Source organism: Rhodococcus sp. BH5, from assembly GCF_027583855.1.
GTDB classification, from domain to species: domain Bacteria; phylum Actinomycetota; class Actinomycetes; order Mycobacteriales; family Mycobacteriaceae; genus Rhodococcus_F; species Rhodococcus_F qingshengii.
In genome coordinates, this window is the sequence record NZ_JAJHVW010000002.1 from 199,194 (window position 1) to 218,032 (window position 18,839).

At 64.0% G+C, this 18,839-nt stretch carries 21 protein-coding genes; 12 read left to right on the forward strand and 9 right to left on the reverse strand.

Annotation, left to right across the window (positions count from 1 at the left end; all coding sequences use genetic code 11):
• Positions 1–21: 21 nt before the first annotated feature.
• From RhoBH5_RS07215 to mrf, 7 genes are all read right to left on the reverse strand, one after another.
• Entirely contained in the window at positions 22–1,548 is a 1,527-nt protein-coding gene (locus tag RhoBH5_RS07215) for a S1C family serine protease (RefSeq protein ID WP_234551792.1), read from the reverse strand.
• A gap of 226 nt (positions 1,549–1,774) precedes the next feature.
• Positions 1,775–3,154 (reverse strand): HAMP domain-containing sensor histidine kinase, encoded by a 1,380-nt coding sequence (locus RhoBH5_RS07220; RefSeq protein WP_020908630.1) that lies wholly within the window; start codon positions 3,152–3,154, stop codon positions 1,775–1,777.
• A gap of 65 nt (positions 3,155–3,219) precedes the next feature.
• Positions 3,220–3,906: a response regulator transcription factor gene (locus RhoBH5_RS07225; protein ID WP_003946387.1), complete on the reverse strand. Its 687-nt coding sequence runs from the start codon at positions 3,904–3,906 to the stop codon at positions 3,220–3,222.
• A gap of 70 nt (positions 3,907–3,976) precedes the next feature.
• Positions 3,977–4,588: a trimeric intracellular cation channel family protein gene (locus tag RhoBH5_RS07230; RefSeq protein ID WP_003946409.1), complete on the reverse strand. Its 612-nt coding sequence runs from the start codon at positions 4,586–4,588 to the stop codon at positions 3,977–3,979.
• A gap of 18 nt (positions 4,589–4,606) precedes the next feature.
• Complete coding sequence (gene rpmF, locus RhoBH5_RS07235; RefSeq protein ID WP_007727540.1) at positions 4,607–4,780, reverse strand: 50S ribosomal protein L32; 174 nt, start codon at positions 4,778–4,780, stop codon at positions 4,607–4,609.
• Entirely contained in the window at positions 4,780–5,034 is a 255-nt protein-coding gene (locus tag RhoBH5_RS07240; protein WP_003946367.1) for a type B 50S ribosomal protein L31, read from the reverse strand. The genes rpmF and RhoBH5_RS07240 overlap by 1 nt, the downstream gene beginning before the upstream one ends.
• Positions 5,031–6,284 carry a ribosome hibernation factor-recruiting GTPase MRF gene (gene mrf, locus RhoBH5_RS07245; protein WP_270008107.1) on the reverse strand — a complete coding sequence of 418 codons (1,254 nt, stop codon included), beginning with the start codon at positions 6,282–6,284 and terminating at the stop codon, positions 5,031–5,033. The genes RhoBH5_RS07240 and mrf overlap by 4 nt, the downstream gene beginning before the upstream one ends.
• Positions 6,285–6,388: 104 nt before the next feature.
• Here mrf and rpmB point away from each other — a divergent pair, with 104 nt between their 5' ends.
• The 7 genes from rpmB to RhoBH5_RS07280 all read left to right on the forward strand — a co-directional run bounded on the left by rpmB (position 6,389) and on the right by RhoBH5_RS07280 (position 10,436).
• Positions 6,389–6,625, forward strand: coding sequence for a 50S ribosomal protein L28 (gene rpmB / locus RhoBH5_RS07250; protein WP_003946346.1), 237 nt, complete (start codon positions 6,389–6,391; stop codon positions 6,623–6,625).
• 4 nt (positions 6,626–6,629) lie between these two features.
• Positions 6,630–6,794, forward strand: a complete 165-nt coding sequence (gene rpmG, locus RhoBH5_RS07255) for a 50S ribosomal protein L33 (protein ID WP_003946358.1) — start codon at positions 6,630–6,632, stop codon at positions 6,792–6,794.
• Between the two features lie 2 nt (positions 6,795–6,796).
• On the forward strand, positions 6,797–7,102 hold the full coding sequence (rpsN, locus tag RhoBH5_RS07260) for a 30S ribosomal protein S14 (protein WP_003946379.1): 306 nt from the start codon (positions 6,797–6,799) through the stop codon (positions 7,100–7,102).
• A gap of 9 nt (positions 7,103–7,111) precedes the next feature.
• Positions 7,112–7,369, forward strand: coding sequence for a 30S ribosomal protein S18 (gene rpsR, locus RhoBH5_RS07265; protein ID WP_003946414.1), 258 nt, complete (start codon positions 7,112–7,114; stop codon positions 7,367–7,369).
• Positions 7,370–7,499: 130 nt separating this feature from the next.
• Positions 7,500–8,438 (forward strand): AEC family transporter, encoded by a 939-nt coding sequence (locus RhoBH5_RS07270; RefSeq protein ID WP_003946401.1) that lies wholly within the window; start codon positions 7,500–7,502, stop codon positions 8,436–8,438.
• Positions 8,439–8,457: 19 nt separating this feature from the next.
• Entirely contained in the window at positions 8,458–8,922 is a 465-nt protein-coding gene (locus tag RhoBH5_RS07275; protein ID WP_007727550.1) for a hypothetical protein, read from the forward strand.
• 152 nt (positions 8,923–9,074) lie between these two features.
• Positions 9,075–10,436, forward strand: a complete 1,362-nt coding sequence (locus RhoBH5_RS07280; protein WP_050656887.1) for a flavin monoamine oxidase family protein — start codon at positions 9,075–9,077, stop codon at positions 10,434–10,436.
• A 36-nt stretch (positions 10,437–10,472) separates the two neighbouring features.
• Here the strand turns inward: RhoBH5_RS07280 and RhoBH5_RS07285 are convergent, their stop codons facing one another.
• A complete protein-coding gene (locus RhoBH5_RS07285) occupies positions 10,473–11,990 on the reverse strand; it encodes a PucR family transcriptional regulator (RefSeq protein ID WP_270008108.1) in 1,518 nt (505 codons plus the stop codon).
• A 169-nt stretch (positions 11,991–12,159) separates the two neighbouring features.
• Between RhoBH5_RS07285 and RhoBH5_RS07290 the strand changes: the two genes are divergently transcribed.
• The 3 genes from RhoBH5_RS07290 to RhoBH5_RS07300 all read left to right on the forward strand — a co-directional run bounded on the left by RhoBH5_RS07290 (position 12,160) and on the right by RhoBH5_RS07300 (position 16,103).
• Positions 12,160–13,590 (forward strand): gamma-aminobutyraldehyde dehydrogenase, encoded by a 1,431-nt coding sequence (locus RhoBH5_RS07290; RefSeq protein WP_270008109.1) that lies wholly within the window; start codon positions 12,160–12,162, stop codon positions 13,588–13,590.
• 90 nt (positions 13,591–13,680) lie between these two features.
• Positions 13,681–14,580, forward strand: coding sequence for a universal stress protein (locus tag RhoBH5_RS07295; protein ID WP_058037884.1), 900 nt, complete (start codon positions 13,681–13,683; stop codon positions 14,578–14,580).
• Positions 14,577–16,103 carry an APC family permease gene (locus RhoBH5_RS07300; protein ID WP_003946397.1) on the forward strand — a complete coding sequence of 509 codons (1,527 nt, stop codon included), beginning with the start codon at positions 14,577–14,579 and terminating at the stop codon, positions 16,101–16,103. The genes RhoBH5_RS07295 and RhoBH5_RS07300 overlap by 4 nt, the downstream gene beginning before the upstream one ends.
• On the opposite strand, the gene RhoBH5_RS07305 is transcribed toward RhoBH5_RS07300, so the two are convergent.
• A complete protein-coding gene (locus RhoBH5_RS07305) occupies positions 16,100–16,717 on the reverse strand; it encodes a TetR/AcrR family transcriptional regulator C-terminal domain-containing protein (RefSeq protein ID WP_116058021.1) in 618 nt (205 codons plus the stop codon). The two genes, RhoBH5_RS07300 and RhoBH5_RS07305, sit on opposite strands and share 4 nt — an antisense overlap.
• A 149-nt stretch (positions 16,718–16,866) precedes the next feature.
• On the opposite strand from RhoBH5_RS07305, the gene RhoBH5_RS07310 reads away from it, so the two are divergent.
• Together RhoBH5_RS07310 and RhoBH5_RS07315 are read left to right on the forward strand one after the other, a co-directional pair.
• Positions 16,867–17,814 carry a nitrilase-related carbon-nitrogen hydrolase gene (locus RhoBH5_RS07310; RefSeq protein ID WP_083057004.1) on the forward strand — a complete coding sequence of 316 codons (948 nt, stop codon included), beginning with the start codon at positions 16,867–16,869 and terminating at the stop codon, positions 17,812–17,814.
• Positions 17,811–18,836: an agmatine deiminase family protein gene (locus tag RhoBH5_RS07315; RefSeq protein WP_116058020.1), complete on the forward strand. Its 1,026-nt coding sequence runs from the start codon at positions 17,811–17,813 to the stop codon at positions 18,834–18,836. The genes RhoBH5_RS07310 and RhoBH5_RS07315 overlap by 4 nt, the downstream gene beginning before the upstream one ends.
• Positions 18,837–18,839 lie beyond the last annotated feature (3 nt).

An 18,839-nucleotide genomic window follows, 5' to 3' on the forward strand; every position in this document is an offset into this window, starting at 1 on the left:
TCGTCTGCTGATCGCCGAACATCATCGACCGCCCTGCGCTGCCGCGGTTCCCAACGTGACGTCGACGGTCTTGGTCTGCCCGCCGTCGCTGTACGTGATCGAGACCTTGTCGCCGGGAGCATGTGAACGCACTGCCGCGATCAGCGAATCACCATCTGCGACAACACGATCGTCGACCTTGGTGATGACTGCACCCTTCGGGATACCGGCCTTGGCTGCCGGCCCGTCAGCAGTGACATCCATGACGGTTGCGCCGTCGGCGTTGTCCTGCGACGGCACGGTCACGCCGATCATGGCCTGAGTCGCCTTGCCGGTCTTGATCAGTTCGTCGGCGACGCGGCGTGCCTGATCGATCGGGATGGCGAAACCGAGGCCGATCGAACCGCCTTGGGTACCCGACGACGCTCCGAGCGAGGCGATCGCCGTGTTGATGCCGATCAGCTGGCCGTCCATGTTGACGAGGGCGCCACCGGAGTTGCCGGGGTTGATCGCTGCGTCGGTCTGCAGAGCGTCGATGACGGTGTTCTGGTTGCCGGACTCGCCGCTCGTGGACACCGGGCGATCGAGTGCGGAGATGATGCCTTCGGTGACCGTGCCGGCCAGGCCGAGTGGGGACCCGACGGCAACCACCTGCTGTCCGACCTGGACGTCGCCGGAGTTGCCGAGATCGATGGGGGTGAGGTCGTTGCGACCGTCGACCTTGATGACGGCGATGTCGGAGACGGGGTCGGCACCGACCAGAGTGGCCGAGGCCTTGGTTCCGTCGGAGAACGCAACGCGAAGTTGCGCTCCCTGTGCGCCGGCAACGTGGTTGTTGGTCAGGATCAGACCGTCGGAGGACAGGATGACACCGGAGCCCTCACCCCCCTGTCCCTGCGCGGTGGCTACCTCGATCTGCACGACGCTGGGCACGACCTTCGAGGCAACGGCCTGAACCGAGCCGGCGGGAGCGTTGGACGTGTTGGTCGCAGTGGGCTTCGGAGCGTTCAGAGAGTTGGTGACCGTCGCGGTTCCACCGTTGCGGTCCGCGACGACTGCGCCGACCACGCCACCGACACCACCACTGACCAGGACCAGGGCGAGAGCGCCGGCAACCAGCGCCATGCGTCCCGACTTCGGCTTTGTGGTGGTCGAACCGGAGTTCGGCCCCTGCAGCGGTGCGGGGATCTGGTTGTGGCCGCCGCCCGGGCCGTTCGGACCGCCGGGGCCACCAGGGTTGGGTGCGCCGTACGGGGCGCTCTGCTGGTACGCGGCCTCATGGGCACCGTGCGGGTGGCCGAAAGCCTGCGTGGGCTGCTGCTGCTGCGCCTGCCCGAAGGCTTCGGTGGGCCGGCCTTCAGTGGGTCGGGCTTCGGCGGGTCGGGCGAACGATTCGGTCGGCTGGTACGGCTGCTGAGGCGCCTGCCCCTGAGGCTGCTGCGGCGGCACGGGAGGCTGTGCCTGAGGTGCTGTCGGCTGTGCTTGAGGTGCTGTCGGCTGCGCCTGGGTGGTGGGCTCGCTGTTGGGCTGCTCGGGCCGGGTCGGCCCGACGTTACGGTCCTCGGTCATCGGCTCGCTTTCGTCTACGGTGACCACCGGACGGGCAGTCACAACTGTTCTGCCGACAATGCTGCCTTGCGCTGCTGAGAAGGCGCTGAGACGTGCCTGTCACTTTACCCAGAGTTCGACGTGAAAAACCGGTGTTGTCGGTTCGGCCCGAAAGACTTTCGGGCCGAACGCATTAAGCCGTGACGTCAGTCACCGAAGCGAGGGACCAACGGGTCTACAGAACACGCTACTCGGCACTCGGCCCCGGTTCACCGGGAAGCACGATACGAACAAGCGCTCCCCCACGATCGGATTCGTCGATCGCGATGGTGCCGCCGTGCTTGACGACGACCTGACGCACAATCGCAAGTCCCAGACCCGATCCCGGCATCGAACGTGCCGCAGTCGACCGGTAGAAACGATCGAACACCAACTCCCGATCCTCCTCCGGAATGCCAGGTCCCGCATCACTTACGGTCAATTCCAACAATCCTTGACCCACCGGACGCATTTCGACGCGTACCTGTTCGCCCTTCGGACTCCACTTCGCAGCGTTGTCGAGGACGTTCAGCACGGCACGCGACAGGCCCGCTTGATCTCCGTAGACGTACCACGGAGTGGTGACCGCCTCGAACTCGATTTCGTTGCGCCTGCGCCGCGCTCGTTCGAGCGCACGCTCGACGACGTCGCTGACGTCGACGCGCTCGTACACGGTTTCGGGTGCGTCTTCACGGGCCAGGTCGACGAGGTCGCCGACCAGAGTCGAGAGTTCCTCGATCTGCGCGACGACGTCGGCACGAAGTTCTGCCATGTCCTCGTCGGGAATCTGCGGCGCACCGGGGCGACTTGACGCGATCAGCAATTCCATGTTGGTGCGCAACGAAGTCAACGGCGTCCGCAACTCGTGTCCGGCGTCCGCGACGAGGCGCGACTGACGCTCACGGGACTCGGCGAGCGCCCGCAGCATCGTGTTGAAACTCTCTGTCAGGCGCGCCAATTCGTCGCTGCCGGTAACGGGGATCTGCGTCAGATCGTCGGTCCGAGCGACTCGTTCGGTGGCGGCAGTCAGCCTGGCAATGGGTCGTAAACCGGTGCGGCCCACGGTAGTACCCGCCACCGCAGCCAGGATGACACCACACCCACCGACCACGAAGAGCACCCAGGCCAGCCGATCCAGTACCGCAACGGTCGGCGCGAGCCGCTGACCGATCACCAAAGTGCTTCCGTCATGCGTTCGTTGAGCCAGCACTCGCTGGCCGTCGACGGTTCGCAGCGAAGAATCCGATTCACCACGCGCAACGGCATCTTCGGCTTCGCCGATCGGCACGTCGGAACCGGGCGGCTGGTACGTGCTCAGGTCCGAGAAGATCAGGGCCACACTGATGTCGGTGGTGTACAGCGTCGCACCGGAGATGTAGCGAGGATCGAATCGCACGACATTGCTGTCGATCAGCACCGCCGCCCTGGTACGCAACTGGTGATCGACGTCCGCGTAGAGCGCACGCGAAACCACCGCGTAGGCAGCGATCGCCATGACTGCGACGGCAATGGCCACCACCGATGCAGCGAGGAGCGTCACACGCCAACGCAATGACACCGAACGGGTCAGTGGCATCGGCGGGCGCATTTCGACGGACGCTTGGGTGGTGGAGGATTTCTTCGGTTCGGCGTTCTTGCCGAACGGAGCGGTGATCACGGAGGCGTCTCCCGCAGGACGTAGCCGACTCCGCGGACGGTGTGGATCAACCTCGGTTCGCCGTCGGCTTCCGTCTTGCGACGCAGGTAGCCGACATACACCTCGAGGGCATTGCCGGACGTCGGGAAGTCGTATCCCCACACTTCTTCGAGAATGCGTCCACGGGTCAGCACGCGGCGTGGGTTGGCCATGAGCATTTCGAGGAGGGAGAACTCGGTGCGCGTCAGGCTGATCGATCGTTCGCCGCGCTTGACCTCACGGGTGACCGGGTCGAGGGTGAGGTCCTCGAACGCCATCATTTCGGAATCGGCGTCCAGATCGGGCGCGGTGCGGCGAAGTAGTGCACGCAACCTGGCAAGCAACTCTTCCAAAGCGAAGGGCTTGGGCAGGTAGTCGTCCGCTCCGGCATCGAGACCGGCCACTCGCTCGCTGACCGAATCGCGGGCGGTGAGCACGAGGATGGGCAGGTCGTCGCCGGCACTGCGAAGACGACGGCACACTTCGAGTCCGTCGAGTCGCGGCATCATGACGTCGAGCACGACGGCGTCGGGCCGGTTGGCGAGGATCTTCTCGAGTGCGTCGAGTCCGTCGACCGCGAGCTCGACCGTGTAGCCGTTGAAGCTGAGCGACCGCCGAAGCGACTCGCGAACCGCCCGGTCGTCGTCGACCACCAAAATACGCATACCGACAGTTTGGACTGAAGTGCTGAGATGCGGCTGAGAGGGTCCGATTCCGGCCTCCGGCGTGTCGCGGTCAGTCCCGGGTTCGCCTCGGCCCGGGCAGGCTCCAATGACGCCATAACGCAAGCAGTCTGAACACCGCGGCGAACGCTGTGCCGCACACCAGCGCGGCGTTGGTGGACAGTCCGGCTTGCGAGACTGTGACCACCAACGCAGCGCCGAGCAGTGCGGGAACCGCGTACAGGTCCTTGTGCAGGAGCAGTGGCACCTCGTTGACGAGAACGTCGCGGATCACGCCGCCGCCGATCGCCGCGGTCGCACCGATCAACGTCGCCGCCAGCGAACTGGCGTTGTTGTCCAGCGCGATGACGGCGCCGGTGCTCGCGAACAAGCCCATCCCCAGTGCGTCGAGCGCCAGGATTTCACGACGCAGTCGATTGAGCGGCTCGTGGAGGTAGAACACGGCGAGTGAGGTGGCGGCGGCCGTTCCGAAGTACGGCCAACTGCTCAGAGAGCTGGGCGGATGGACGCCGAGGAGAACGTCGCGGACGATACCGCCGCCGATGCCGGTGAACACACCCACCGAGCACACCCCGAAGATGTCGAGTCGCTTGGTGACGCCCACCAGGGCACCCGAGGCCGCGAACGCCACGATGCCCACCAGTTCGAGGATCCTCAGCAGCACCGGCCAAGGATCGCACGGTCAGATGCGGCTCGGGTCGATCACCCCGAGTCGAACTGCTTTGACCAGTCGCCGAGGGACTCGGTGGGTCTGGCCGAAGGCCGTGACCTCGACCAGATCGGGCGCCGTCGCCTTCCACTGGGCACGACGGCTGCGAGTGTTGGAACGGGACATCTTCCGCTTGGGAACGGCCATCAGAGTGCCTTGCGCTTTCCGTAGCGCCGCTCGAACTTCTCGACGCGTCCGGCGGTGTCCATCACACGTTGCGCTCCGGTCCAGAACGGGTGAGAGTCGCTCGTGACGTCGACGACCAGCAGCGGGTACGTGCCACCATCTTCCCATTCGACGGTGCGCTCACTCGTCACGGTCGATCGGGTCAGGAAGCTCTTGCCGGTGCTGGCGTCCTGGAAGACCACCGGGTGGTAGTCGGGGTGCATCTGCTTCTTCATTCGTTTCCCTCTCGCGTTGATTCGGTTTCGGCATAAGGTGATTCGGATTCGTCACACGGGTCTTCGTGAAACTCGCCGAACGGGTCTTCCCACGTTGCCCACGACGCTTCGTCCGCCAATTCGTCGTCGGTGACCAAGGCGTGCTGCAGTGTTCGGTCGATCTCGAGCGGGTTCGCACCGCACGTCAGAACGACCATCGAGGTGTCGCGATCACCGAAACGCTCGTCCCATTTCAGGGCCGCGAGTGCACGGCGTTCAGCTGGAACGCGGTCTCGTTCCTCCGGCGTCATCGCGGCAAGCCAGGTGTCCGCGCTGGCAACTCGCAGGCCACCGCCCGCCGATTCGAGCCAGAGCGCTTCACCCGGTTGCGTTGCCACCCAGACTCGTCCGCGGGAGTACACGACGCCTTCGAGCAGGACGTCGATCGCCTCGTGCAGACGACCGGGGTGGAACGGCCGGTTCGCGGTGAACTCGACGAGCATCACTCCGCCGTCGTCGTCGAGCGGCGGCTGGCGACGCAACAGCGGTGAGTGAGCGTCGGCCAGTTCACCGCGTCGCGCATCCGCAGGCACCTCGAGGAGCAGTGCCTCGATGTCGTCTCCCTCATCGAAGACGGGTACCCGTGGAGCGATGCGCGCGAGAACCGCGTTCAAGCGGGACCGCTGCCAGCCGTCGAGCGCATCGGACCCGCGTAGGACGAGCGCGTCGGCGAAGTCGACCTGCCCGACGACGACCTGAGCCAGGGTGCGGTCGTCGTCGAGGGCTTCGTCGCCGGTGGCGTCTGCCAGCCAGGTCGCCGCGTCGATGCACGTCACGACGGCATCGACGCGGACGTCCCGCTGCGCCGGTCCTTCCAGTTGGCCGACGACGCCGGTCACGACGACGTGCTCGATCGCCCAGCACAGCGCCTCGGGCTCGAGTTGCCGGTCCAACAGCAACACGATCCGCTGCACCGAACTGTGCGAGTGAAGCCGGCGCAGGAGCGGCAGCAAGTCTTCGCGCAGGGTGCAGGAGACGCAGCCGTGCGCGAGCTCGAGGATCGTCTCGCGCTCGGACACAGTGCCGGCAGACCCGGCACTCCCGGTCATCGAGGTGACCGTCCGCCGGACCACCCCTTCACGGACGTGGCTCAGGTCGTGGTGGACCAGAACAGTTCCCGTTCGCAGCAACGCTCGTGCGGTGTGTGGGGTGGATTCGCTCATGCCGGCGACCAGGACCAGCGGAGTCCTGCCGTCCAAGATCGTGTTCACAGCGGGCCTTTCTGGGAATGATTGTCATTACCGAGGTTGAACGGTACATTGATCTCACCGCATTGTCGAAAATGATTGTCATCTGCAAGTTGAAAGGAACACCCATGTCGGCTCACTGCCAAGTGACCGGACGTGTGCCGGGGTTCGGAAAATCCGTCTCGCACTCTCACAAACGTTCGAACCGTCGCTGGAACCCGAACATCCAGCGCAAGACCTACCTCCTGCCCAGCGAGGGGCGTCGCATCACACTCACGCTCTCGACCAAGGGCATCAAGACGATCGACCGCGACGGCATCGAATCCGTCGTCGCCCGGATCCGCGCGCGCGGCGAGAAGGTCTGAGCAGATGGCACGCAACGAGATCCGCCCGATCGTGAAACTCAAGTCCACCGCGGGCACCGGGTACACGTACGTGACCCGCAAGAACCGTCGTAACGACCCCGATCGACTCGTACTGAAGAAGTACGACCCGGTGCTGCGAAAGCACGTCGATTTCCGAGAAGAGAAGTAGGCATGGCCAAGAAGTCGAAGATCGCGAAGAACAACCAGCGACGGGTCGTCGTCGAGCGGTACGCGGAGCAGCGGTCCGCTCTCAAGGAGACGATCCGCTCCCCGAAAAGCTCGGCAGAGGAGCGCGCGAAGGCCCAAGCGACCCTGCAACGTCTACCACGCGACGCCAGTCCGGTACGATTGCGCAATCGAGACGCTGCGGATGGACGTCCGCGCGGCCACCTGCGGAAGTTCGGGCTCTCCCGGATTCGCGTGCGAGAAATGGCGCACCGTGGGGAACTGCCTGGCGTACACAAGTCGAGCTGGTAAGGAAGTCGGATGGCAGTCAAGCGTTCACCGTCGAAGAAGCCACGCCCCGTAGAGGGTCGTAAGCCCAAGAAGAACCCGTTGTTCGCAGCGAAGATCACGCATGTCGATTACAAGGACATCAACTTGCTTCGCACGTTCATCTCGGACCGCGGCAAGATCCGCAGCCGTCGCGTCACGGGCCTGACCCCGCAGCAGCAGCGTCAGGTCGCCGTTGCAGTGAAGAACGCACGCGAAATGGCGTTGCTCCCCTTCACCGCCGCCCGGTAGTCATACGTGCTCGGTAGTCACACGTAGAAGTACCGAAGAGGTCGCGCAGTCACTCGACTGCGCGGCCTTTTTGTTGCCCTGACTAAGATTTTCCCGAAGTCGTTCATTCCAGTCGAGAGGTGCCCGCAGCGTGTCGGGAGTTGTTGCGGGTTTCACCGTAATTTTTGTTGTCATCGCGGTCGGGTATCTCCTCGGCCGTCTCGGCACCCTCGGTAGCCAAGGACAGTTCGTTCTCGGTCGACTCGTCTTCTTCGTCGCGACGCCTGCCCTGCTGTTCACCACCCTCGCGTCGTCCGATCTTTCGGTGATCTTCTCGCCGACGCTCGCCGTTGCGTCGGCTACTGCCTTTGCCGTCGGCGCTCTGTACGTCGTCGTCGCAAAGATCTGGCTCAATCGGCCGCTACCCGAACTGACCATCGGCGCGCTGTCGGCTTCGTACGTGAATTCGGCCAACCTCGGAATCCCGATCGCGGTGTTCGTGCTCGGCGATGCCACGTTCGTCGCGCCGCTCCTGCTCTTTCAGATCGTCGTGTACTCCCCGATCGCCTTGACGATCCTCGATCTGACGGCCCTTCGCGGCGCGGATGCCGAGAAGCTCTCGTTGATCGACACCGTCACCGCCCCGTTCAAGAATCCGATCGTGCTCGCGGGCGCTGCGGGGTTGATCGTCGCGTTGATCGGTTGGGTACCGCCCCGGCCGCTGATGCAGCCTTTCGAATTGATCGGCGCGACGTCCGTACCCGGTGCGCTGTTGGCATTCGGGCTCTCGCTCTACGGCGTGCGGGTGCTGGAGAAGGGCTCGAGTCCACGCCGCGACGTCGCGCTGGCATCGACGCTCAAGATCGTGGTCCAACCTGTGCTGGCCTATCTGATGGCGCATTTCCTCCTCGGCATCGACGGTCATCAGTTGTTCGCCATCGTGGTCGTCTCGACGTTGCCGACGGCGCAGAACGTCTTCATCTATGCAAGCCGCTATCGGCGCGGAATGGTCCTCGCCCGAGACAGTGCCTTTGTCACCACTTTGGCGTCAATTCCCGCAATTGCGCTGGTCACAGCGCTACTCGCTTGAGCAGGGTTACGGTGGATTCATGCGTGTACTAACCCTCGCCGTTCTGGCCTGCCTTGCTGTGGCCGGATGCTCCGTCGGGGCCCAGACCACGGGGCCGGTTGCCGCACCGAATCCGATGGCGGCCAACGAAGCAAGTCCCGCCGACTGGTCGCTCGGAACCCCCGTTCCCGACGAGGTCGACGACAGCGAGATGGGCACGGAGTTCGACAGCCGCACCGACATCGTGGGTGCGACGGCCACCATGTTCGAATCGTGGTCCGAGGTCGACGATCACACGGTGGCAGTCCACTTCGTGACCGGTACTCCGGAGTGCTACGGCGCGTACGCAACCGTCGAAGAGACTGATACGACGGTGATCGTCACGCTCCGAACCGGAGCATTGCCGGAGGCCGCGGACAAGATGTGCATCTTGGTTGCCGTGTTCGGCAGCCTGGACGTTCCGCTGAGCCGACCGCTCGGCGATCGCCACGTCATCAACGGCTAGCCGCGCCTAAACGGCACAAGATCACCGATCGAACACTCCGTTTCGTCAGGTGTGGTGTGCGTCTCCTCGGGACAGACTGAAAACCGACACCCGTTCACTCGCTCGTCGGCATCTTTCGACTCGAGCGGTGCTCAACATGAAGGAGCTCGCAAGTGCCTACTCTCCAGAGAGACGTTGCAATCGTCGGCGCCGGCCCCTCTGGCCTGGCAGCTGCAACCGCGCTGCGCAAGGCCGGTTTGACCGTCGCTGTGATCGAAGCGCGCGACCGCGTCGGCGGCCGCACGTGGACCGACACCATCGACGGAGCAGTTCTGGAAATCGGCGGCCAGTGGGTCTCCCCCGACCAGACCGCGCTGATCTCCTTGCTCGACGAACTCGGCCTGAAAACTTTCGAGCGCTACCGCGAGGGCGAGTCCGTCTACATCTCGTCGGCAGGTGAGCGGACGCAGTACACGGGCGATTCCTTCCCCACGAACGACACCACGAAGAAGGAGATGGACCGTCTCATCGACGAGATGGACGATCTCGCAGCGCAGATCGGCGCCGAGGAACCGTGGGCACATCCCCTCGCCCGCGATCTCGACACAGTCTCCTTCAAGCAGTGGCTGATCAATCAGTCCGACGACGCCGAGGCACGTGACAACATCGGTCTCTTCATCGCCGGTGGCATGCTCACCAAGCCCGCCCACTCGTTCTCTGCCCTGCAGGCCGTACTCATGGCCGCTTCCGCAGGCTCGTTCTCCCATCTCGTCGACGAGGACTTCATCCTCGACAAGCGAGTGATCGGCGGAATGCAGCAGGTATCGATCCGCATGGCAGAGGCCCTCGGCGACGACGTCTTCCTCAACGCACCCGTGCGTACGGTGCAGTGGAACGAATCCGGTGCAACGGTGTTGGCGGACGGCGATGTTCGCGTCGAGGCAAGCCGAGTGATCCTGGCCGTACCGCCCAACCTCTACTCCCGGATCTCGTACGATCCCCCGCTGCCGCGTCGTCAGCACCAGATGCACCAGCACCAGTCCCTCGGCCTCGTCATCAAGGTTCACGCGGTGTACGAGACGCCTTTCTGGCGCGAAGACGGCCTCTCCGGCACCGGCTTCGGCGCGTCCGAGGTAGTGCAGGAGGTGTACGACAACACCAACCACGAGGACGATCGCGGCACCCTGGTCGCTTTCGTCTCCGACGAGAAGGCCGACGCGATGTTCGAGCTTTCCGTCGAGGAGCGTAAGGCCACGATTCTGGCCTCACTTGCCCGCTATCTCGGCCCGAAGGCCGAAGAGCCGGTTGTGTACTACGAATCCGACTGGGGCTCGGAGGAATGGACCCGCGGTGCGTACGCAGCGAGCTTCGACCTCGGAGGCCTGCACCGCTACGGCGCGGATTCCCGCACGCCCGTCGGCCCGATTCACTTCTCGTGCTCCGACATTGCGGCCGAGGGGTACCAGCACGTCGACGGTGCCGTTCGGATGGGTCAGCGAACCGCAGCCGACATCATCGCTCGCAGCAAGGCCTGACGGCCGCTTTGCCAAGTCTCGATCATTGCCCGGCAGTCACGATTGCCGGGCAATGATCGAGAGCAGTAGTTCGGCCCGAACCCTGGCCACTTCCAGCCGACAGTCGATCAGGCTCTCCACCTTCGCCATTCGGCTCCGCAGTGTGTGCCGGTGAACGCCCATCGTGATGGCGGCCGCTTCCCAGTGTCCGTTGGCCTCGAGAAATGCCCGCAGCGACGCCAGCAGTTCGGTGCCGTTGTCACGGTCGTAGTCCTCGATCGGTGTGATCATCGTTTCCGCCAGCGTGTTGAGCACTTCACGCGTCGAATCGAAAGACAGCAGCACACTTCCGGTCAGAGCTGCGAATTCCAAAGGCTCGCCACCGATTTCCGCCGCCGACGCACACAGCTGGGACTGTTCGACGGCGACCGCCAGCGCAGCGACCACCCGTCGCGCGCTCAAGCCGACACGAAGCGCGCGAAGATCCGACCTCGATACCCCGCCGAGCAACTCTCGGGCGAACTCGACGTCGTCGGTTCCACGCAGCAGCACCGTGACGCGAGTGTCGTTGATCCGCGAGAACAACTGCCGCCCCGCCTTGTTCATGAACTCGGCAATCTCGGCTCCGACGCGTCCCGCTACGTCGGACGCGTCGGCAAGAACTGTCAATCCTCGGATCATTCCCTCACCGTCGGCGGCCTGCCTGATCTGTTGCCACGCCGGCGCCGGGTCGCGATCCTCGGTGAGCAGCAGCCCGAGGGCGTGCGAATTCAACTGATCCTGAGTAGCACGCAGACGCGCGGGTTTCTCGAAGTCCAACGCCAACAACGAGTTCGCGTGACCGAGCAGTATCTGATCGACGTAGCTGAGCGCCGAAGCACTGATCACCGCCAGGTATCCGTACGGCGTTCGCCCGACGCTGATCTGCTGCACCGCGATCGACGCTCCAGACCTTGCGAGCGTCACGCTACTAGAGGCACCGCCCCCGAGAGTTGCTCGCAGTTCGTCGATCACGTCGTCCGTCGGCAGTTGAGGTGAGCTCTCGAGAACTCTTCCGGCGACGTCGAGAAGAAGCACCGTCGCCGAAGTCGCGATCGCCAGTTCACGCACGGTCGCAGCCGTTCCGCCGGAAATGACGGCACGCGTCATCCGCGGTTGCGCCCGCGACGCCCGGAGGACAGCTTCATATTCCTGCTCTGCCAACCGGCTCATCACACGCTTGACGACGGCAGCAAAAGGCGTCGGCAGCGGCACCTCGATCAGCGGGAGTCCGATCTCGTCGGCGACGGCCACCAGATCGGCCGGGACCTCGGGGTACGAGAGCCCGGTTCCGAATCCCACCGCCGCCACTCCCGCCGCGTCGAGCATCCGGAGATAGCGGCCGCGCTTTTGCTGAGTGGACGGCAATCGGATGCCGGTGGTGAGGATGAATTCGCCGCCGGTCAACCATCGAAACGGGTCGAGCAACTCCGTGGCGTGCGCGAATGTGATTTCGCGACCGACACCCTGGGCGCCACCTTTGAGTTCCAGCGCGAGATCCGGCTGCGCCAACATCCACCGCACAGCGATCGTCATGGGCAGGACTGTACAACTCGGTGCGTCGGGGATCAAAGATTTCACCTTTTCGGCAGCTGCCTTTACTTGTGAGTCAGCGCACACTTGCTCACACACGCCCCACAAAGTGCGAGTTCCGTGCTGATCACCTCGGCCGGAACTCGTTCGACCTCGAGAGGAACCGGTACCGATGTCGATCGTCGTACTCGAGAACTACATCAACGGTGAATTCGTCGCCTCAGCCGCGACGGAAACACTCGACCTGATCAACCCCGTGGACGAGAGTGTGGTCGGGCGTACGCCGGTCTCCACGAAGGAAGACGTCGACGCCGCCGTCGAAGCCGCACAGAGAGCATTCGAGACCTGGGGCAAGACGACGCCGAGCGTGCGGCAGGCTGCACTCCTCAAGCTCGCCGACGCCATCGAAGCGCACAGCGACGAAATCGTCGCAGCCGAAAGCGCCAACACCGGCCAGGCCCACCAGATGATCGCCGACGAAGAGGTCAAGGTCGGAGCCGATCAGATGCGGTTCTTCGCCGGAGCCGCACGACTTCTCGAGGGCAAGGCGGCCGGAGAGTACATGGAGGGTTTCACCTCCTACGTCCGTCGTGAGCCGATCGGCGTCGTCGGTCAGGTCACGCCCTGGAACTACCCGTTCATGATGGCGCTGTGGAAGATCGGGCCCGCCCTCGCGGCCGGCAACACGATCGTCCTCAAGCCCAGCGACACCACACCGGGCAGCACGCTGGTCCTGGCGAAGCTCTCGAAGGGCATCCTGCCGGACGGCGTGTTCAACGTCGTGCTCGGCAACGGCGGAACCGGCGCGACGTTGGTGGAGAACCCGGCCCTCGGTCTCGTCTCGATCACCGGTTCGGTGCGGGCAGGCATCGCTGTCGCCGTGTCCGCAGCACAGCAGCTCAAGCGCGCACACCTCGAACTGGGCGGCAAAGCGCCGGCGATAGTCTTCGGCGACGTCGACATCGAGAAGACCGCCACCGGCATCGCCGAGGCAGCGTTCTTCAACGGCGGCCAGGATTGCACCGCGGCCACTCGCGTGATCGTTCACGAGTCCATCCACGATCAGCTCGTCGAAGCCCTCGTCCGGAACGCCGAGAAGCTGCGCCCCGGAGCGCCTTCCGATCCTGATGCCTTCTACGGCCCGCTCAACAACATCAATCACTTCAACGCCGTGAGCGACAAGATCGCGAACCTGCCGGCGTTGGCCAAGATCGTTACCGGCGGAAAGCGTTCGGGCGAAACCGGATTCTTCTTCGAGCCGACCGTCATCACCGGCGTCGCGCAATCGGACGACATCGTGCAGGAAGAGACTTTCGGTCCTATCCTCACAGTCCAGAGCTTCTCCGACGAGAAGGAGGCGATCACGCTTGCCAACGACGTTCGGTTCGGCCTGGCCTCGAGCATCTGGACCAAGGATCACGGTGTCACGCAACGCGTCTCCGCTGCTCTCGACTTCGGTGCGGTGTGGATCAACTGCCACATCCCGCTCGTCGCCGAAATGCCGCACGGCGGCTTCAAGTATTCCGGTTACGGCAAGGATCTCTCGGCCTACGGAGTCGAGGACTACACCCGTCTCAAGCACGTCATGAGTTCGCACGACTGAGTCGCCGCCCCTCCTGCTGTGCGCCTTTATCAACCCCCCGCGGTTAATAAAGGCGCACAGCAGATTCCTCCAATCCGGAAAAGAGCCACCATGCGCCTTATCGTCGGATACCTCGCCACACCCAGCGGTAAAGACGGGCTGGTCCTCGGGGCCCAGCTCGCGCGCAGTCTCGGCGCGCAACTCGACATCTGCATGGTCCTCCCACCGGATCGGACACTGCCGGCCAAGGTTCCCTCGGAAGCCGGCTACGACGACATCCTCGCCGCGCGTGCACACGACTGGCTCGCCGAGGCGAAAGCGTCGGTGCCCGAGGACATCCAGGTGGAAGTACACCTGAGCTTCCACGAGTCGTTCGCTCAGGGCCTGCTCGACGAAGTGGACCGACTGAATGCGCTCGCGATCGTGGTGGGAGCTTCCGGCGACGGTCTGCTCGGCCGTCACGCGATAGGTTCGGTCTCGACCGAACTGCTTCACTCCGCCCATGTCCCGGTAGCGCTGGCGCCTCGCGGAACGCGGCACTCGGCGGCCACTGTGATACGAGAGGTCACCTGTGCACTCGGCACCCGCGTCGGCGCCGACATCGTCTTGAACACCGCCGTGCGCGCCAGCGAACTGATGCAGGTTCCGCTCCGACTGGTCTCACTGGTAGCGCTCGACCCCCAGAACGATCTGCGCGATCATCGCGACACCGCCGAGTCGGCCAGGGAGCGTGCACGAAATCACGCTCAGGACACACTCGACGTCGCAAGAGCCGCGCTCCCCGCGGAGTTCCCCATCGAGGTCATCATTGCCGACGGATCTACCGTGGAATCGGCAGTGCGTCAACTGGACTGGCAGGACGGCGACCTCGTGATGGTCGGTTCAAGTCGACTCGCACAGCCCCGCAAACTGTTCCTGGGCTCAACCGCCGCCAAGATGCTGCGCGTACTGCCCGTACCCATGGTCGTAGTGCCCAAGCACGAATTCACCCAGCCGGAGGCACTGTCATGACCAGCACCGAACTGAGTTCCAAAGGCCTCGCCACCGGCAAGATCGGCATGATCTCCGGCGCGGTGCTCGGAATCTCCTCCGTGGCACCGGGTTACACCCTGACGGCCAGCATCGGATTGATCGTCGCTGCGGTCGGTCTCAAGATGCCCGCCATCTTCATCGCCGGCTTCATCCCGATGTTCCTCACCGCGTACGCGTACCGCGAACTGAACTCCGACACTCCTGACTGCGGAGCGTCATTCACGTGGTCCACCAAGGCATTCGGACCGTACGTCGGCTGGATGTGCGGCTGGGGCATGGTGATCGCCACCATCATCGTGCTCTCGAACCTCGCTGCAATTGCCGTCGACTTCTTCTATCTGTTCATCGCGCGGGTGGCCGACAATCCCTCCATCGCCGATCTGCCGGGCAATAAATTCGTCAACGTCGGCACCACACTGGTGTTCATCGCGTTGGCCACCTGGATTGCCAGTCGGGGAATCACCACCAGCGAGCGCGTACAGTTCGCGCTCGTCGGCTTCCAGATGGTGCTGCTGGTCGTCTTCGCCGTCGTTGCACTGGTTCACGTCGGCGCCGGCGACGCCCCGGCCGGATTGTCCTTCGACCTGAGTTGGTTCAACCCGTTCAGCGGACTCGCCATCGGTGCGTTTGTCATCGGACTCACCGGATCGATCTTCGCGTTCTGGGGCTGGGATACCTGTCTCACGCTGGGCGAGGAGTCGAAGAACCCCAAGAAGACCCCCGGCCGCGCCGGTTTGCTCTGTGTCGCAACCATTCTCCTTACCTACCTGCTGGTCGCCGTTGCCGCGATGATGTACGCCGGCGTCGGCGAGGAAGGCCTCGGCCTCGGCAATCCCGACAACTCCGAGAACGTCTTCGGCGCTCTGGCCGACCCGGTCCTGGGCAACTGGGGCGGAATGCTTCTGTTCCTCGCGGTCTTCGTCTCTTCAGTCGCCAGCCTGCAGACCACGTTCCTGCCCGCGGCACGAACCATGCTCGCCATGGGTGCATACGGAGCTTTCCCCAAGAAGCTCGCCGAGGTCTCGCCTCGGTTCCTGGTGCCGTCGTACGCGACCGTCGTGGCCGGCGCGGTAACCGCAGTGTTCTACAGCGTCGTCACGTTCCTGTCCGAAAGTGCTCTGCTCGACACGATCGCCGCACTCGGCATCATGATCTGCTGGTACTACGGCATCACCGCATTCGCGTGCGTGTGGTACTTCCGCAAGACGCTTTTCGAGAGCGTACGAAACTTCGTCTTCCGGCTCGCGTTCCCACTCATCGGTGGCCTCATGCTGCTTGCGGTGTTCGTCATTTCGGTCCAGGAGAGTATGAATCCGGACAATGCTAGCGGAGCATCCATCGGCGGAATCGGCCTGGTCTTCTTCCTCGGCTTCGGAATCCTCATCCTCGGCGCGGTCCTGATGATGGTCATGCGAGTGCGCAATCCCGAGTTCTTCGAGGGCAAGACCCTCAACCGCGACACGGAGGCTCTGCGCGACGAGAACGACCTCAGCGTGTCCTAGGAGACAGTAGATTCGGGGGCCTGCGCGATCAGGCCCACCATCAACACGCGCAAGCCGAATTCGAAGGCGGCGTCGGCACGTTCGGGATTTTTCCCGGACGTTGCCAACGCCGCCTTCATCGCGTCGTTGGCTTCGGGTCCCGACGCCCACTGGACGTCCGGCGCCGCCAGGTCCAGGGCCGAACCGAGAACAAAACTGTCGACGGTCGTGATCGCGTGCAGTGTTTCGGTCGGGTCGAAGCCACCATCGGCAAATGCCTGCGCCAATGCGTTGTAGAGGGTGAACGCCACACCGGCCTGCACCGTCTGGGCCGTGAAGAGCGGAATCAGACGAGGATGCGCGGCGTAGCTTCGCCGGTACTCGGCTGCCAGCGCCGCGACGGTCTCACTCCAGGTCCCCGAGGCCGACTCGACGTCGATTCCTGCCATCAGCTGAGCCCTCATCAGTTCGACGATCTCGGCTCGTCCGGAAACGTGGTTGTAGAGCGAGGACGGTCGAACCTTCAGTCTTGCGGCGAGTCCCGGCATGGTGAAGTCGCCGGATTCGTCCACCGACTCGATCGCTGCCTCGGTGATGATCGCCGGTGAGAGCAGTCGTTGCGATGGCCGCGGCATATGTCCTCCTGTAGTGATCCACACCGTTCGGGGCGCTGCAAAAAACAATTCCTCGAAAGTCCTTGATCAATCAGCGCTCACCCACCATACTTAACGAATCACATTCGTTTTACGTTGAACGTCGAATACCCGAGCACCGAGGAAACCCCATGCTGACGATCACCGCCCTCACCCCACCCGAGTCACCGGCCGCGACTTCGCCGTCCACGTCCACCCCTCTGCGTGTAGGTCTCGTCCAACATCGCTGGCACGAGGACCAAGACGACCTCCACGCTGAATTGAGCGAAGGCATTGCGTCCGCAGCGAAGCTGGGCGCTTCCGTGGTCTTTCTTCCGGAGCTGACGCTCAGCCGCTACCCCGCCTCCACCCCGGCCGGCGACAATCCCGGACGCGCGGCGGAAGACCTGCTCACCGGACCCACTTTCGCCTTCGCCACCAAGGCCGCCGCGGAGAACCAGGTTCTCGTTCACGCGTCGTTGTACGAGCGCAGCGACGCCGAGGACGGCCTGGGCTTCAACACCGCGATCCTGGTCTCGCCCGGGGGTGAACTTCTCGGTCGTACCCGCAAGCTCCACATTCCGGTGACGGCCGGGTACTACGAGGACACGTACTTTCGCGGCGGTCCGTCCGAGGACGCATACCCCGTTCACGAGGCACTCGGCGCCAAGTTCGGACTCCCGACATGCTGGGACGAGTGGTTCCCCGAGGTCGCACGTGCATACTCCCTCGCCGGTGCCCAGGTCTTGGTGTACCCGACGGCGATCGGCTCGGAACCCGATCACCCGAACTTCGACACCCAACCGCTGTGGCAGCAAGTGATCGTCGGAAACGGTATCGCCAACGGCACTTTCATGGTTGTCCCCAATCGCCACGGCAGTGAAGGTCTCATCACCTTCTACGGTTCGTCGTTCATCTCGGACCCGTACGGACGCATCCTCGTTCAGGCTCCGCGCGACGAATCAGCCGTCCTGGTCGCAGATCTCGATCTACAGCACCGTGAAGACTGGCTTGCGCTGTTCCCGTTCCTGGCCACTCGCCGACCCGACACCTACTCGGGCCTGACCGCACCGGTGAACACTGCAGGAGCCAACCGATGACCTGGCGCATGCCCGCGGAAAGTGAGCCGCACGAACGTACCTGGATGGCGTACCCGAGCGCCGGATACTCCCTCGGGGACACCGCGGAAGAACAGCACGAAGCGCGCTCGACGTGGGCGGCCGTCGCCCACGCCGTCGCCGAATTCGAGCCGGTCACCGTCGTCGTCGATCCCGCCGAAGTCGAAGAAGCACGAAAGTACCTGTCCGAGAAGGTCGACATCGTCGAGGCACCTCTCAACGACGCGTGGATGCGCGACATCGGGCCGACGTTCGTCCTGTCCGACGAAGGCCGTCTCGGCGGAGTCGACTGGGTGTTCAACGGCTGGGGTGCACAGGATTGGGCGCAGTGGGACAAGGACTCGAAGATCGGCGCATTTGTCGTCGAACAATCCGGTGCCCAGTTGATCGACTCACCAATCGTCAACGAGGGCGGCGGTATTGCGGTCGACGGTCTCGGCACCGTCTTGGTCACCGAAACCGTCCAACTCGATCCGGGACGAAACCCCGACCTGACGAAGGCCGACATCGAGGCCGAACTCGCCCGCACCATCGGCGCCAAGCACGTGATCTGGCTTCCCCGCGGGTTGACCCGCGATCAGGAGACGTACGGAACGCGCGGACACGTCGACATCGTCGCTGCCATCTCTTCCCCCGGAGTGGTACTCGTCCATGACCAACGCAATCCCGTGCACCCCGACTACGCCGTCAGCAAGACGATCATCGAGTTGTTCGAAAGCTCGACGGACGTCGGCGGCCGGCCGTGGAAGGTCATTCGGGTACCCGCTCCCGAAATCCTGCGCGACGACGCGGGATTCGTCGACTACAGCTACATCAACCACCTCGTGGTCAATCGTGGAGTGATCGCCTGCAGCTTCGACGATCCGGCCGACGCCGAAGCGGCCCGGATCCTGTCAGCCGCTTACCCCGGACGCAATGTCGTCACCGTCGACGCCAGACCGCTGTTCGAACGTGGCGGCGGCATCCACTGCATCACCCAGCACCAGCCCGCTGAACAAGACTGACGG